The sequence below is a fragment of the Pseudolabrys taiwanensis genome, assembly GCF_003367395.1.
GTDB classification, from domain to species: Bacteria; Pseudomonadota; Alphaproteobacteria; order Rhizobiales; family Xanthobacteraceae; genus Pseudolabrys; species Pseudolabrys taiwanensis.
In genome coordinates, this window is sequence record NZ_CP031417.1 from 1,333,322 (window position 1) to 1,347,966 (window position 14,645).

Genomic DNA, 14,645 nt, shown 5'->3' on the forward strand with positions numbered 1-14,645 from the left:
TGAGTAACCTTTGTTTTTCTATTTTATTGGTTACTTGTTGCGCATAACTTGTCAACGCGCCGATTGCCGGTTATCACCGCTTCGTGATCGAGGAGTTCGCATGAGCCCCACCCCGCACCCCGTGCCAGCCGACGACGCCGAACCCGCCGGCGCGGCGCCCTGGCCGGCGCTTGGCGACCACCTGGCGCTCGATTTCCTGAACACGACCGCCACGGCGCGCGGTGGCCGCGTCGAATGGCTGAGTTCAGGCGAGGCATTCCTGGAGTGGCTCAAGACGGCCGCCGTCATCGACAAGCCGCCGCGCTTCGAGCGCGCGGCGCTCGACGGCGCTGCAAAGGACGCGATCGAATTGCGTGAGTGGTTCCGTGGCGTACTCGAGCGGGTGAAGGCCAAGGGGCGCGGCGCCATGGCTCCGTCCGACCTCAAGCGGCTGAATGCGTTGCTCGCGCGCGGCGCGACCTTCCAGCGCGTCGAGCCGACATCGGACGGCTTCAAGACCGTCAGCGTCCGGCCGGTGGACGATGCGCAAGCCCTGCTGGCGCCGCTGGCCGCCGCGATCGCCGACCTCCTCTGTCACGGCGATCTCGCGCTGGTGCGCCGCTGCGAAGGCGAGCAGTGCACGTTATGGTTCTACGACCGCACCAAGTCGCACCGGCGCCGCTGGTGCAGTCAGGCGCTGTGCGGCAACCGGGCCAAAGCGGCGGCGTTCCGTCATCGTCACCGCGATGGGCATTGATCGGCCCCAGGCCCTCTTGCCTTGGCAGCCTGCCGCGCATTTATGGGGGACACACGAGCCTGGAGAGACGCGGTGCCAGCCTTCCCCGCCTTCGACCACACCGTCCTCGAGCGCTTCCTGCGCTATGTGACGATCGACACCCAATCCGACCCCGATTCGCCGACGACGCCGTCGACCGAGAAACAGAAGAATCTCGGCCGGCTGCTGGTCACGGAGCTGCGCGAGATCGGCCTTGCCGACGCCGACATGGACGACAACGGCTACGTCTACGCGACGCTGCCGGCGACCAGCGCCAAGACGGTGCCGGTGCTCTGCTTCTGCTCGCACATGGACACCTCGCCCGACTGCAGCGGCGCCGGTGTGAAGCCGCAGATCGTGCGCAACTACCAGGGCGGCGACATCGTCCTGCCGGGCGATCCGGCGCAGGTCATCCGCGCCGCCGAGCATCCCGCCCTCGCCAAGCAGATCGGCAACGACATCGTCACCACGGACGGCACAACGCTGCTCGGCGCCGACAACAAGGCCGGCGTCGCCGAGATCGTCGATGCCATGCGTTTCCTCGTCGCCCATCCCGAGATCAAGCACGGCACCATCAAGGTGTTGTTCACGCCCGACGAGGAGATCGGCCGCGGCGTCGACAAGGCCGATCTGAAACGGCTCTCCGCCGACTTCGCCTATACCATCGACGGCGAGAGCGCCGGCACGGTGGAGGACGAGACCTTCTCGGCCGATGCCGCGGTCGTCACCATCCAGGGCGTCAGCGCGCATCCCGGCTTTGCCAAAGGCAAGATGGAGAACGCGATCAAGATCGCCGCCCGCATCATCGACAACCTGCCCAGGGACACCTGCTCGCCGGAGACGACGGAAGACCGCGAAGGCTTCGTGCATCCGCACGGCGTCGAAGCCGCGCTCGACGGCGCCACGCTCAAATTCATTCTGCGCGACTTCACCGATGAAGGGCTGAAGGACAAAGCGGCGGTGCTGGAGCGCGCGGTCAAAACCGCGCTCAAGGACTTCCCGCGCTCGAGCTATCGCATGAAAGTCACCGAGCAGTACCGCAACATGCGGCAGGTGCTCGAGCGTCATCCGCAGGTGGTCGCCAATGCGATGGAGGCGGTGCACCGCGCCGGCCTCGCGCCGATCAAGAACAGCATCCGCGGCGGCACCGACGGCTCACGCCTGTCCTTCATGGGCCTGCCCTGCCCCAACGTCTTCGCCGGCGAACACGCCTTCCACTCGCGGCTCGAATGGGTCAGCGTTCAGGACATGGAAGCCGCCGTGCGCACCATCGTGCACCTGGCGACGATCTGGGAAGAACAAGCCTGAGGGCGAATGGCGCGCGGACTATAGCCGCCCGCGCGCCGCCTCGGTCACTCGACCTTGATGTTGGCGTCCTTGATGATGGGCGTCCACTTCTTGAGTTCTTCGTCCTGGAACTTGGCGAGATAGGCCGCCGACTGCTCCTCCGGCGGATAGACATCCTGGCCGACATTGGCGAGTCGCTTCTTGACGTCCGGATCGGCCAGGGCCTTTTTCGCCGCCGCCTCGAGCTTGGCAACGACCTCTTTGTCCATCCCCTTCGGTCCGAAGAAGGCCGTCCAGGTCGAGATGTAAAGACCGGGCAACCCCGCTTCATCGACCGTCGGAATGTCCGGCGCCGATTCGAGCCGCTTCTTGGCCGTCACCGCATAGGCGCGAATGGTGCCGGCTTTGACGTGCGGCAGCGAGGTCGCGGGCGTATCGAACATCAGATCGATGTTGCCCGCCGCGAGATCCTGCATCGCCGGCGCGAGCCCGCGGTAAGGCACATAGTTGTATTTCACGCCCGTCATCTTCTCGAAGAAGACGCCGCCGACGTGCCCGACGCTGCCGACACCCGAGGTGCCCTGCGTCGCCTTACCGGGATTTGCCTTCAGCCAGGCGATCAGCTCTTTCAGATTGGTGGCCGGCGTCTTCTTGCTGGACACGATGAGCAGCGGATTGACCGACACCAGCGCGATCGGCGTGAAGTCGTCCTTCACATCGTAAGGCAGCTTGTAGATCGCGCTGTTGGCGACGTGGGTTCCCCAGATCCCGGTCATGATCGTGTAGCCGTCGGGAGCGGCGCGGGCGACGCGCGCCGCCGCGAGGCCGCCGGCCGCGCCGCCGACGTTCTCGACGATGACCGTCTGCCCCAGCGCATCCTTCATCTTGTCCGCAACGATGCGGCTTGTCGTATCGACCGGGCCGCCGGCCGGAAATGGCACAACAAGCGTAATCGGCCGCGACGGATAAGAGTCGGCGAAGGCCGGCGCCGCCAGGGCCGCCAGGCCGACCGCCGCCGCAATCAACTGAAGCCGTTTTGTCATTTTGTTGTTTCCTCCTTGATGGCCGGCGCGAGAGGCAGGAACTCCGACATCCTCGCCCCGGGATAGAATGTCTGCTGGAAAGCCGGACGGGCCTTCATCCGCTCGTACCAATCGGCGACGCGCGGAAACTTCTCGTTCCAGATGGTGTCCATGCCGAGGTCGGCCATGCGGTCGATCAGCGGCGCCACGATGATGTCGGCGAGCGTGTATTGCTCACCGAGCAGCCAAGGGCCCTTCTCGAGCGCCGCATTCATGCGCGAACACGTATTGGCGATCTGCTCGTACGAGGCTTCGACGTCCTCTTTCTTGAAGCCCTGCGGCCCCATGCGGCGATAGAACTGCTTGCGGATCGGCCGGACATCGGACTCCACGCCTTCGAAGGTCTTGCGGTCCATGCCTTCGTAGCGCGGCAGGAAGCCCATGTTGAATGACGGCACACGCACCGCCGCCGTCGGCACTTCTTCGAGGAACCGCATCCAGGCGCGCATACGCGCCCGGTCGGCGAGATTCTCCGGCGACAGCCGCACCTCGGGGTAACGCTCCTCGAGATATTCGCAGATCACGCTGGAATCGACGATGATCTCATCGTCGTCGACCAGTGTCGGCACCACGCCGTTCGGATTGATCTTGAGATATTCCGGACGCAGATGCTCTTTCGCCTTGCCGATATCGAGCTTCACGTCCTTGAACGGCAGCTTCTTTTCGGCAAGGCAGATGCGCACCTTCTGGCTGCAGGTCGAGTGCGCGGCGTTGTAAAGCGTCAGCATGTCAGGTCCTTTCCGGGATGGCGCGGTCGCGCATCATCCCCTCACTCAGCGGCTTTGACGACGGTGTTGCGCAATGTGCCGATGCGCTCGATGCGCACATCGCAGACGTCGCCGGGCTTCAAGAAGATCGGCGGCTTGCGCGAGAAGCCGACGCCGGCCGGCGTGCCGGTGGCGATGACATCGCCCGCCTTCAACGGCAGGAAAGCGGACGCGTAACTGACGATCTCGGCCACGCCGAACAACAGGTCCGAGGTGTTGCCATCCTGCAGGACCGTGCCGTTCACCGTCAGGCTGATGGCGAGCTTGCCGACATCGCCCACCTCGTCGGGTGTGACCATCCAGGGCCCAAAGGCGCCGGTGCCGACAAAATTCTTTCCCGATGTGACCTGGCTGGAATGAAACTGCCAGTCGCGCACGCTGCCGTCGTTGAAACAGGAATAGCCCGCGACATGGGCCATGGCGTCTTCGCGCGCAATGTAACGGCCGCCCTTGCCGACGATGATCGCCAACTCGGCCTCGTAGTCGAAATCGTTCGAGACCTTCGGCATGACCAGAGGCTCGCCGTGGGCGACGAACGTCTCCGGATAGCGGATGAACAGCGACGGCTGCTTTGGCCGCGGCCGCGCGACACCAGCAGCCTGCACTTCGCGCAGATGGTCCTCGTAGTTGACGCCGACGCAGTAGCAATGCGCGCAGTCGGGAATGACCGGCAGCAAGGTCACGCTGTCGAGCGTCCGGTCGGCCTTCTGCGCGGCGAAGGGCGCCGCCGCCGCCACGCCTGCCCCTTCGAGCAGCGCGCGCAACGATGGTACGCCCAGCCGCGCCGCCAGATCGACGATGCCGGCCTCGGTCGCGAGACCGAAGCCGGGCTTACTGTCGGCGATGTAGCTGACGAAGCGCATCGCCTTCAGGCCTTGCCGTTCTTCATCGCGAGATCGGTCAGATGCGCGTGCTGCGTCATCCACGCGTACCGGCTTTCCTGCGCCAGCTTGATCGCTGCCTTGAACGCCATGGCACCGGCCGGACGACCGAACACATGCGCATGCGCCGTGATATCGAGAGACGCGGCGGGCGAGCGGATCTCGCTCCAGCCGTCGAGCATGGACTTGAGCACGCGGACGAACATGTCCGGCTCGTTGCCGTAACGGATGCAGAGCGGGAAGTCGTTGACCTCCATGGTGAACGGGATCGCAACGACTGGTCCCTTCGCGGTATCGACGACGTAAGGCAGATCACGGTCGAAAGCATCGGCGAGCCAGGTCATCCCCTCGCCCGCCAGCAGTTCCGGCGTGTTGAGGCTCGGCGTCGCGCGCGGGCTGATCCAGCCTTGCGGCCGCATGCCCGACGTCTTCTGCAGCACGTCGATGCAGCGCTTGAGGTCGGTGAGCTCTTCCTGGCGGCTTTGATAGGCCGGAATGATGTGTTGCGACCAGGAGTGCGCGGCGATGATGTGCCCCTGTTGCACGATCGCCTTCATCAGGTCGGGATTGCGTTCGGCGAGGATGCCGCTGACGTAGAACACCGCCTGCGTCTTCGTGTCGGCAAGCACATCGAGCAGCCGCCACGCACCCGTCTTTGCGCCGTATTCGGACCAGGACTTCGCCTGCGTGTCGTAGACGCCTGCGCGCAACGGATTGCCCATCGGCCCGATGCCGGGCGCGGCATCGTCCGTCCACCCTTCGAGCATCACGCTGACGGAAATTGCGAGCGGTCGTCCGTCCGGCCAGCCGAACGGCAGGGCATCCTGCGCCATCCTCGAGTCCTCTTAAACAAGTGTTTTATACGTTTGTATGAAACAAGCATTTAAGGTATCGTTTGTCAATCTGGTTCGGAAGGCGACCCACTATGACGAAAAGGCCCGCGCTGATGCGGGAGGCCGCCCGGGAGCGGCCGGAAACGGCCACTCAGGCCCGTATTCTCGACAGCGCGATTACGTTGTTCGCGGAGCGAGGGTTCTCTGAGGTCACGGTGCGCGACATCGCGGAGCGGGCCGAGGCCAATCCGGCCGCCATCAGCTACTACTTCGGCGCCAAGGAGCAGCTCATCAAACAGGCGATCCGTTCGGTGATCGCCCCGTTGAACGAGAAGCGTTTCGCCGCCCTCGCCGCGGTCGAGGCGCGTGGCGACTTCACGGTCGAGGACGTCGTCCGTGCGATGGTCGAGCCGACGGTCGAAGCCTGCATGGGCTCGCACGATTGGGATCGGCATTATGCCCGCGTGCTCGTTCTGACCTTCGCGCTGCGGCAGCAATTCGTCGATCAGGCGATGTCGGAGGAGACCGATCAGGTCGCGATGCGCTTCGTCTCCGCCCTCGCCCGCGTCATGCCCGCTCGGGATCGCGCGACATTGTTCTGGTGCTACGACTTCATGATCGGCGCGCTGATGCACATCCTGCTCGACGGCTCGCGCGGCTATCGCCTGCGGCGCTTGTCGGAAGGCACCGCCGACACCGCCGATGCCAAAGCCATGATCGTGCAACTCGTGCGCTTCATCACGGCCGGCCTGAAAGCGCCAACCTGAGAACCAGAGCGACCGCTGATGAACAACGGTCTCTTTCCGCGGCCCCGTCACTTCGGCGGACACAGGCGCCCTTGCGCGAGAAAGTCGCACGATATAATTCTCGCATGTCGAAAAAGGCAGGCGTGGTAATGGGTAGGCCCACGCCCCTCCGGTTAACGGAGGCTCTGTTCCTCGCTTCGCCGCATGCGGCGAGCCTGTCGAACCCCCGACGGTCCCCGGCGCAGCTCTGCTGTGCCGCCGGTTCGTCCGCGTGGGTTGTCAGCCGACACACTGCTCCGGGCGGACCTTAACCTCGGAGCCCATTCCATGGTCGACATCAGTGTCGAAAATCCAGACGCACCGCGCCGCGGTTCGGTCGCAGTCATCGCCGTTACACTGTTCCTGAACGTCACCGGCTTCACGTTGATTTTGCCGGTGATCCCGTTTCTCGTCGGCCGCTATGTGCCGCCCGACCGTGTCGGACTTTACGTCGGATTGATCGTCTCCGTCTTCGCCCTGTGCGCGTTCGCCGCCGCCCCGGTTCTTGGCGCGTTGAGCGACCGTTTCGGACGACGGCCTGTTCTTCTCCTGTCGCTGATCGGCTCCGCCATCGGCTACGTCATCTTCGGCATGGGCGGCGCGCTTTGGGTGCTGTTTCTTGGCCGCATCGTCGACGGCCTGACGGCCGGCAATATCAGCACCATCTTCGCCTATATTGCCGACACGCATGCGCCCGCCGAGCGCGGCCGCATCTACGGCCTGCTCGGCGCGGTCGCGGGCTTCGGCTTCATGTTCGGACCGGTGGCCGGCGGATTCTTAGGGGCGCTGTCGCCGACGATGCCGTTGTTCGTCGCGGCTGCGATCACGGTCCTGTGCGCGTTTTGGGTTTACATCGCTTTGCCGGAGAGCGTTGCCCGCGACAAACCGCCGGGGCCTTGGCAATGGCGGCAGTTGAACCCTCTCGGCCAACTCGCCGGCGTTCTGCGCTACGCGAACTTGCGCGTGCCTTTCTTCGCCGCGTTCTGCTTCTTCTTTGCGGGCGCCATGCTTCAGAGCAATCTGTCCGTCTATCTCAAAGACGTCCTGCAATTCGGAACGACAAGTATCGGCTGGACGCTCTTCGGCGTCGGCGTCATGGACATCGTGAGCCAGGGGCTGCTCACACGGGTGCTGCTGCCACGCCTCGGATCGCGCATGCTGACGCGCCTCGGCCTCGCCATCAACGCCGTCGGCTTTGCGATGATCGCCAGCCTCGTCTTCGTCCCCAGGATCGAGTTTCTGGCCGCATCCATCTTCGTGTTCACCCTGGGCGACGGCCTGTTTCAACCGGCGATGAGCGAAATCATCGCCAATGCTGCGCCGCCTGACGCTCAAGGACGCGTCCAAGGCGCCAATCAAGCGCAGCAGTCGCTCGCGCGGATGCTCGGGCCGCTGGCCCCTGCGATCCTGTCGCCCATGAGCATCAGCGCGCCGTATTGGGTGGGTGGTGCGGTGGCGATCGTGGGCATGGCCGCGCTGTGGATCCGGCAAAAGGCCACGAGGTAAGGCAAACCAAGTCGCGGCGCACAAGGCAGCCGACACCACGACAGGCCGGCGTCATCGGCGCTTCAGGCCGATGGTGGGCGATGACGGACTCGAACCGCCGACATCCTCCGTGTAAAGGAGGCGCTCTACCAACTGAGCTAATCGCCCATCGACACGCCAATAGCGCCTGACCGGCCTCGGGCGCAATCCCTAAAGAAAAACGGCGCCTTGCGGCGCCGTTTTTGTCTTCAATGTCGGCCTGGATCAGTGCGCCGTCAGCCCGGAGCCTTCTTCCTCGGCACCGGCGTCGGACGTCACGAGCTTCGCGCTCGCCTCGTCCCATTCGATCGGCTCGGGCTTGCGCGTCAGCGCACGCGCCAGCACTTCGTCCATGCGCGAGACCGGAACGATCTCGAGGTTCTTCTTGATCGTATCGGAGATCTCGACCAGGTCCTTCGCGTTCTCTTCCGGGATCAGCACCGTCTTGATGCCGCCGCGGGCAGCAGCCAGCAGCTTCTCCTTGAGGCCGCCGATCGGCAGCACGCGGCCGCGCAGCGTGATCTCGCCGGTCATGGCGACATCCTTGCGCACCGGAATGCCGGTCATCACCGAGACGATCGATGTCACCATCGCGACGCCCGCCGACGGACCGTCCTTGGGCGTCGCGCCTTCCGGCACGTGCACGTGGATGTCCTTGCGGTCGAACAGCGGCGGCTCGATGCCGAAGGCGACCGCGCGCGAGCGCACGTAGGACGCCGCCGCCGATATCGACTCCTTCATCACGTCGCGCAGGTTGCCGGTGACGGTCATGCGACCCTTGCCCGGCATCGACGTGCCTTCGATGGTGAGCAGCTCGCCGCCCACGTCGGTCCAGGCGAGACCGGTGACGACGCCGACGAGATCGTCGGCCTCCACCTCACCGTAGCGATACTTCGGCACACCGAGGTAATCTGCGAGGTTGGCGGCGGTGACGGCGATCGTCTTCTTCTTCGAGGTCATCAGCTCCTTCACGGCCTTGCGGGCCAGGTTGGAGAGCTCACGCTCGAGGTTGCGCACGCCCGCTTCCCGCGTATAGCGGCGGATCAGCGTGATGAGCGCCTCGTCGTCGATCGACCATTCCTGCTTCTCGAGGCCGTGCTTGGCGACCGCGTGCGGGATCAGATGCTTGCGCGCGATCTCGACCTTCTCATCCTCCGTGTAACCGGCGATGCGGATGATCTCCATGCGGTCCATCAGCGGGCCAGGGATATTCAGCGTGTTGGCCGTGGTGATGAACATCACGTTGGAGAGGTCGTACTCGACCTCGAGGTAGTGGTCGGCGAACGTGCCGTTCTGCTCCGGATCGAGCACCTCGAGCAGAGCCGAGGACGGGTCGCCGCGGAAGTCGGCGCCCATCTTGTCGATCTCGTCGAGCAGGAACAGCGGGTTCGACGTCTTGGCCTTGCGCATCGACTGGATGATCTTGCCGGGCATCGAGCCGATATAGGTGCGGCGGTGACCGCGGATCTCGGCCTCGTCGCGCACGCCGCCGAGCGACACGCGCACGAACTCACGGCCGGTCGCCTTGGCGATCGACTTGCCGAGCGAGGTCTTGCCGACGCCCGGAGGGCCGACGAGGCACAGGATCGGGCCGGTCAGCTTGTTGGCGCGCTGCTGCACGGCGAGATACTCGACGATGCGCTCCTTGACCTTCTCCAGGCCATAGTGATCGGCATCGAGCACCATCTCGGCGGCGGTGAGATCCTTCTTGACCTTGCTCTTCTTGCCCCACGGGATCGAGAGCAGCCAGTCGAGATAGTTGCGCACGACCGTCGCCTCGGCAGACATCGGCGACATCTGACGGAGCTTCTTGAGTTCGTGCGTGGCCTTCTCGCGGGCTTCCTTGGAGAGCTTGGTCTTCTTGATCTTGTCTTCCAGCTCCTGAAGCTCGTCGCGGCCTTCCTCGTCGCCGAGCTCCTTCTGGATCGCCTTCATCTGTTCGTTGAGGTAGTACTCGCGCTGCGTCTTCTCCATCTGCCGCTTGACGCGGGTCCGGATGCGCTTCTCCACCTGCAACACGGAGATCTCGCTCTCCATCAGACCGAGCACCTTCTCCAGGCGTTCGGTGACGGACGGCGTCTCCAGGATGTCCTGCTTGTCGGGAATCTTGACGGCGAGATGCGAAGCGACGGTGTCGGCAAGCTTGGCATAGTCCTCGATCTGCTGGACCACGCCGACGACTTCCGGCGACACCTTCTTATTGAGCTTCACATAGTTCTCGAACTCGTTGACCACCGAACGCGCCATGGCTTCCGCCTCGACGCGCTCGCCGAGATCGTCGGCGATCGCCGTCGCATCGGCTTCGTAGTAGTCGTTACGGTCGGTGTACTTGAGCACCTTCGCGCGCGCCGCGCCTTCGACCAGCACCTTCACGGTGCCGTCGGGCAGCTTGAGAAGCTGCAACACGCTCGCCAGCGTACCGACTTCGAAGATCGCGTCGGTCGCCGGATCGTCGTCGGATGCATTCTTCTGCGTGGCGAGCAGAATGAAGGTGTCGGAGCGCATCACCTCTTCCAGCGCCTTGATCGACTTTTCACGGCCGACAAAGAGCGGAACGATCATGTGCGGAAACACCACGATGTCGCGCAGCGGCAGCACCGGATAGGCCCGGGTCTCGCCCGGTTGCAGCGGAGGTCGTGGCTTGGTCGTCATGGCCTTGATCCTTGTTGTTGTGCCCCCGTCGTGAGCGGCCCACAGCGTGGCCCCGCCAGACGGTGCCGGAAAGTCCGGGTAAGGCGGCGAAGGGCCAACTGGCTGCCCGTCGCGCTTTCGCGGGTGCGAAACCTCACCCGATCGGAACTATGAATCGTACGCCAGTTCTTTTCGGATACAATACGTATGCCGACCACTCGGGGTCCGCAAGTCAGCGAAATTTGCGCCGAGTCTGTCCGATTCTTGTCCGATCGTATCGCGCAAAGCACGAGACGGCGGGTTTTCCCCGGCATACGGGAACCCGCCGTCTGAAGGCTTTCGGGCGTCAGGCGCTGGCGCTGCCTGGTTCCGCCGTCCGGTCGCTGCGGTCGGCATAGATGTAGAGCGGACGCGCGGTCCCCTCGACCACTTCCTTGGAGATGACCACCTCTTCCACGCCCTCGAGGCTCGGGAGGTCGAACATGGTGTCAAGCAGGATGCCCTCCATGATGGAGCGCAGGCCGCGTGCACCGGTCTTGCGTTCGATCGCCTTGCGGGCGATGGCGCCAAGCGCCTCTTCCGCGAGCGTGAGATCGATCGACTCCATTTCGAACAGACGCTGATACTGCTTCACCAGCGCGTTCTTCGGCTCGACCAGAATCTTCTTGAGCGACGTCTCGTCGAGATCCTCGAGCGTGGCGACCACCGGCAAGCGGCCGACGAACTCAGGGATCAGACCGTACTTCAGAAGATCCTCGGGCTCGACCTCGCGGAAGATTTCGCCCTGTCGGCGATCTTCCGGCGCCGAGACCCTGGCGGCAAAGCCGATTGAGGTCGATTTGCCGCGCGCCGAGATGATCTTGTCGAGGCCGGCAAAAGCGCCACCGCAGATGAAGAGGATGTTGGTCGTGTCGACCTGCAGGAACTCCTGCTGGGGATGCTTGCGACCGCCCTGCGGCGGCACCGACGCAACGGTGCCTTCCATGATCTTCAGGAGCGCCTGCTGCACGCCCTCGCCCGACACATCGCGCGTGATCGACGGATTGTCGGATTTGCGCGAGATCTTGTCGATTTCGTCGATGTAGACGATGCCGCGCTGCGCGCGCTCGACGTTGTAGTCGGCCGCCTGCAGCAGCTTGAGGATGATGTTCTCCACATCCTCGCCGACATAGCCGGCTTCGGTGAGCGTGGTCGCATCGGCCATCGTGAACGGCACGTCGAGGATGCGCGCGAGCGTCTGCGCGAGCAACGTCTTGCCCGATCCGGTCGGCCCGATCAGCAGGATGTTCGACTTCGCGAGTTCGACGTCGTTGTGCTTGGCCTGATGGTTGAGGCGCTTGTAGTGATTGTGAACCGCGACCGAGAGCACCTTCTTGGCGTGGTCCTGACCGATGACGTAGTCGTCGAGAACCTTGCGGATCTCCTTCGGGGTCGGGATACCGTCGCGCGACTTCACGAGCGAGGATTTGTTCTCCTCGCGAATGATGTCCATGCAGAGTTCAACACACTCGTCGCAGATGAAGACTGTCGGCCCAGCAATGAGCTTACGCACCTCATGCTGGCTCTTGCCGCAGAACGAGCAATAGAGAGTGTTCTTGGAGTCGCTACCGCCAACTTTGCTCATTCCATTCTCCGTCACACGCGCTCGTCAGCTGCTTTGGTAGCGGGCTAAAAGTTACCTACACCTCTACGCCACGAGCGAAGCAAATTTCGCGCCGGAACTCCGACACGGCGGCCCAGGTACCTGGACGGGCCCGCACGCCCAATCCCCCAACCCTAAGCGAAGCATGCTAACGACGTGATAATCAAGAATCGATTAACGATAACGTCGCATTTCAGCGTGCAAAAGCGGTATTGCCGAGGCAACGAAGGCGATTTTCGCACCTTCGCCGCCTGACGGGAACCGTCCGAGACCCCTCAGACGGACTTGCCCATCATCTCTTCCGGCCGCTTGTCGATCACTTTATCGACCAGTCCGAAGTCCCGAGCCGCCTCGGCCGTGAGAAAATAATCACGCTCGAGCGCGTCTTCGATCTTCTTCAGCGACTGTCCGGTGTGGTGGACATAGATCTCGTTCAGCCGCTTCTTCAGGTTCAGAATTTCCTGCGCGTGCAGCATGATGTCGGTCGCCTGGCCCTGGAAGCCGCCGGACGGCTGGTGCACCATGATACGTGCGTTCGGCAAGGCAAAGCGCATGTCCTTGGCGCCGGCCGCGAGCAACAGCGAGCCCATCGAAGCGGCCTGACCGATGCACAGCGTCGACACGACCGGACGAATGAATTGCATGGTGTCGTAGATCGCCATGCCCGACGTCACCACCCCGCCGGGCGAGTTGATGTACATCGAAATTTCCTTCTTGGGGTTCTCAGCTTCCAGGAAGAGAAGCTGCGCCACCACCAAGGTCGACATGCCATCTTCGATCGGTCCGGTGATGAAGATGATGCGTTCCTTCAGGAGCCGCGAAAAAATGTCGTAGGCGCGCTCGCCCCGGTTGGTCTGCTCGACCACCATGGGGACGAGGTTCATATAAGTTTCGACGGGGTCTTTCATACCGGCTCCTTAGACGCGAATCACGGAAGGCTAGAACGAGCTTAGCCTTCCGGCCGCGCGGCGATGATCTATTTGCGCCCCTGCCTTACCGCAAGGTGTACGCCCCCTTAAGCGGCAGCCGCCTCGTCTTCCTTGTAAAGCTCCTCGCGCGACACCTTGTTTTCGGTGACGCTGGCGAGCTCCAGCAGGAAGTCGACCACCTTCTCCTCGAAAATCGGCGCCCGCAAACCGGCGACGGCTTCCGGGGTCTTGCGGAAATATTCGTAGACGCGCTGCTCCTGACCCGGGAATTGACGCACGCGCTCCATCACGGCGCGGTTCAATTCCTCGTCAGTGACGGTGATATTGTTCTTCTCGCCGATCTCCGCAAGAACGAGACCCAGGCGCACGCGGCGCTCGGCAATGGCCTGATACTCGGCCTTGGCCTTCTCTTCGGTGGTGTTCTCGTCTTCGAACGTCTTCTTCTCGGTCTCCATCTCCTGGAGCACGGACTTCCAGACGCGGTTGAACTCCTCCTCCACCAGCGACGGCGGCGGATCGAACTTGTGCATCTTGTCGAGCTGGTCGAGCAGCCCGCGCTTGAGCTTCTGCCGGCTCATGCCGCTGTGCTCGCGCCCGAGGCTTTCCTTGACCACTTCGCGCAGCTTGGCGATCGATTCGAGGCCGAGCGTCTTGGCGAAATCGTCGTTGAGCTCGACCGCACCGGGGGTCTCGATCGCCTTGGCAGTGACGACGAACTCGGCGTCCTTACCGGCAAGGTGCTCGGCCTGATAGTGCTCGGGGAATTTGACCTTGAGCGTGCGCGTCTCGCCATTGGCGATGCCGACAAGCCCTTCCTCGAAGCCCGGGATGAAGGTGTTGGAGCCGATCAGCACCGGCGCCTCGTCCGACGTGCCGCCTTCGAAGGCCTCGCCGTTGATCGAGCCGGCGTAGGAGATCACCACGCGGTCGCCCTGCGCGGCCTTCTCGCCTTCCGCCTTCGGCGCGAACGGCCTGTTCTGATCGACGATGCGCTGCAGAGCGGTATCGACTTCTTCGTCGGTGACGTCGCTGGTCAGCTTGGTGAGCTTGATGGTCTTGAAATCGCCGAGCGTGATCGGCGGCACGATTTCGATCGCCATCGTGTAGTCGAGGTCGCTCTTGCCATCGATCAGGCTCTGAACGGCGCCCTCTTCCGTCGGCAATGTCACCTTCGGGTCGGCAGCGAGCTTGTAGCCGCGCTCGGACACGATCTGGTTGTTGGCCTCGCGGACGGCGTTCTCGATCACCTCGGCCATGGTGGCGCGGCCGTAGAGGCGCTTGAGGTGAGACACCGGCACCTTGCCCGGACGGAAGCCGGGAATCTGGACGCGCGCTTTCAGCTCATCCAACCGGGCGTTGACCTTTGCGTCGAGCTCGGAGGCCGGAACGACCACCTTGTATTCGCGCTTGAGACCGTCGGAGAGCGTTTCGGTAACCTGCATGACCACACTTTTCTCTGCTTGCACTCGCGTCGCATCGGCTCACCATTAAGCCGCACGCGCCACTCGTGTCGGAATACGGGACCAACGC

General features: G+C 63.6%; 12 protein-coding genes and 1 tRNA gene. 4 read left to right on the plus strand and 9 right to left on the minus strand.

The features are described from left to right. Window positions 1-100: 100 nt before the first annotated feature. Both DW352_RS27290 and pepT read left to right on the plus strand, forming a co-directional pair. Window positions 101-736 (plus strand): CGNR zinc finger domain-containing protein, encoded by a 636-nt coding sequence (locus tag DW352_RS27290; protein WP_115689588.1) that lies wholly within the window; start codon window positions 101-103, stop codon window positions 734-736. 42 nt (window positions 737-778) lie between these two features. Then, complete coding sequence (pepT, locus tag DW352_RS06395; RefSeq protein WP_115689590.1) at window positions 779-2,062, plus strand: peptidase T; 1,284 nt, start codon at window positions 779-781, stop codon at window positions 2,060-2,062. 44 nt (window positions 2,063-2,106) lie between these two features. Here pepT and DW352_RS06400 read toward each other — a convergent pair whose 3' ends face one another. Genes DW352_RS06400 through DW352_RS06415 form a run of 4 tightly spaced genes read right to left on the minus strand, consistent with a single transcriptional unit; the run spans window position 2,107 to window position 5,604 of the window. Then, window positions 2,107-3,084 carry a Bug family tripartite tricarboxylate transporter substrate binding protein gene (locus DW352_RS06400; protein WP_115689592.1) on the minus strand — a complete coding sequence of 326 codons (978 nt, stop codon included), beginning with the start codon at window positions 3,082-3,084 and terminating at the stop codon, window positions 2,107-2,109. Then, window positions 3,081-3,851, minus strand: a complete 771-nt coding sequence (locus DW352_RS06405) for a glutathione S-transferase family protein (protein ID WP_115689594.1) — start codon at window positions 3,849-3,851, stop codon at window positions 3,081-3,083. The genes DW352_RS06400 and DW352_RS06405 overlap by 4 nt, the downstream gene beginning before the upstream one ends. Before the next feature lie 41 nt (window positions 3,852-3,892). Next, window positions 3,893-4,753, minus strand: a complete 861-nt coding sequence (locus tag DW352_RS06410) for a fumarylacetoacetate hydrolase family protein (RefSeq protein ID WP_115689596.1) — start codon at window positions 4,751-4,753, stop codon at window positions 3,893-3,895. 5 nt (window positions 4,754-4,758) lie between these two features. Then, window positions 4,759-5,604, minus strand: a complete 846-nt coding sequence (locus DW352_RS06415) for a polysaccharide deacetylase family protein (RefSeq protein ID WP_115689598.1) — start codon at window positions 5,602-5,604, stop codon at window positions 4,759-4,761. 92 nt (window positions 5,605-5,696) lie between these two features. Between DW352_RS06415 and DW352_RS06420 the strand changes: the two genes are divergently transcribed. Continuing rightward, window positions 5,697-6,371 (plus strand): TetR/AcrR family transcriptional regulator, encoded by a 675-nt coding sequence (locus DW352_RS06420; protein ID WP_115689600.1) that lies wholly within the window; start codon window positions 5,697-5,699, stop codon window positions 6,369-6,371. A gap of 306 nt (window positions 6,372-6,677) precedes the next feature. Then, window positions 6,678-7,895 (plus strand): MFS transporter, encoded by a 1,218-nt coding sequence (locus DW352_RS06425; protein ID WP_115689602.1) that lies wholly within the window; start codon window positions 6,678-6,680, stop codon window positions 7,893-7,895. 71 nt (window positions 7,896-7,966) lie between these two features. On the opposite strand, the gene DW352_RS06430 is transcribed toward DW352_RS06425, so the two are convergent. The 5 genes from DW352_RS06430 to tig form a co-directional block, all read right to left on the minus strand. Then, window positions 7,967-8,042: transfer RNA gene (locus tag DW352_RS06430), tRNA-Val, on the minus strand. A gap of 96 nt (window positions 8,043-8,138) precedes the next feature. Beyond that, complete coding sequence (gene lon, locus DW352_RS06435) at window positions 8,139-10,565, minus strand: endopeptidase La (RefSeq protein WP_115689604.1); 2,427 nt, start codon at window positions 10,563-10,565, stop codon at window positions 8,139-8,141. A gap of 325 nt (window positions 10,566-10,890) precedes the next feature. After that, window positions 10,891-12,168, minus strand: a complete 1,278-nt coding sequence (gene clpX, locus DW352_RS06440; RefSeq protein ID WP_115689606.1) for an ATP-dependent Clp protease ATP-binding subunit ClpX — start codon at window positions 12,166-12,168, stop codon at window positions 10,891-10,893. 293 nt (window positions 12,169-12,461) lie between these two features. After that, window positions 12,462-13,094 (minus strand): ATP-dependent Clp endopeptidase proteolytic subunit ClpP, encoded by a 633-nt coding sequence (gene clpP, locus DW352_RS06445; RefSeq protein WP_115689608.1) that lies wholly within the window; start codon window positions 13,092-13,094, stop codon window positions 12,462-12,464. 107 nt (window positions 13,095-13,201) lie between these two features. Then, window positions 13,202-14,557, minus strand: coding sequence for a trigger factor (gene tig, locus DW352_RS06450; RefSeq protein WP_115689610.1), 1,356 nt, complete (start codon window positions 14,555-14,557; stop codon window positions 13,202-13,204). Window positions 14,558-14,645: the final 88 nt, after the last annotated feature.

Coding starts and splice junctions, on each gene's coding strand:
- clpX (WP_115689606.1), bottom strand. CDS start 12,168: ATGAGCAAAGTTGGCGGTAGCGACTCCAAGAACACTCTCTATTGCTCG.
- DW352_RS06415 (WP_115689598.1), bottom strand. CDS start 5,604: ATGGCGCAGGATGCCCTGCCGTTCGGCTGGCCGGACGGACGACCGCTC.
- DW352_RS06425 (WP_115689602.1), top strand. CDS start 6,678: ATGGTCGACATCAGTGTCGAAAATCCAGACGCACCGCGCCGCGGTTCG.
- tig (WP_115689610.1), bottom strand. CDS start 14,557: ATGCAGGTTACCGAAACGCTCTCCGACGGTCTCAAGCGCGAATACAAG.
- DW352_RS06420 (WP_115689600.1), top strand. CDS start 5,697: ATGACGAAAAGGCCCGCGCTGATGCGGGAGGCCGCCCGGGAGCGGCCG.
- lon (WP_115689604.1), bottom strand. CDS start 10,565: ATGACGACCAAGCCACGACCTCCGCTGCAACCGGGCGAGACCCGGGCC.
- clpP (WP_115689608.1), bottom strand. CDS start 13,094: ATGAAAGACCCCGTCGAAACTTATATGAACCTCGTCCCCATGGTGGTC.
- pepT (WP_115689590.1), top strand. CDS start 779: ATGGGGGACACACGAGCCTGGAGAGACGCGGTGCCAGCCTTCCCCGCC.
- DW352_RS27290 (WP_115689588.1), top strand. CDS start 101: ATGAGCCCCACCCCGCACCCCGTGCCAGCCGACGACGCCGAACCCGCC.
- DW352_RS06410 (WP_115689596.1), bottom strand. CDS start 4,753: ATGCGCTTCGTCAGCTACATCGCCGACAGTAAGCCCGGCTTCGGTCTC.
- DW352_RS06405 (WP_115689594.1), bottom strand. CDS start 3,851: ATGCTGACGCTTTACAACGCCGCGCACTCGACCTGCAGCCAGAAGGTG.
- DW352_RS06400 (WP_115689592.1), bottom strand. CDS start 3,084: ATGACAAAACGGCTTCAGTTGATTGCGGCGGCGGTCGGCCTGGCGGCC.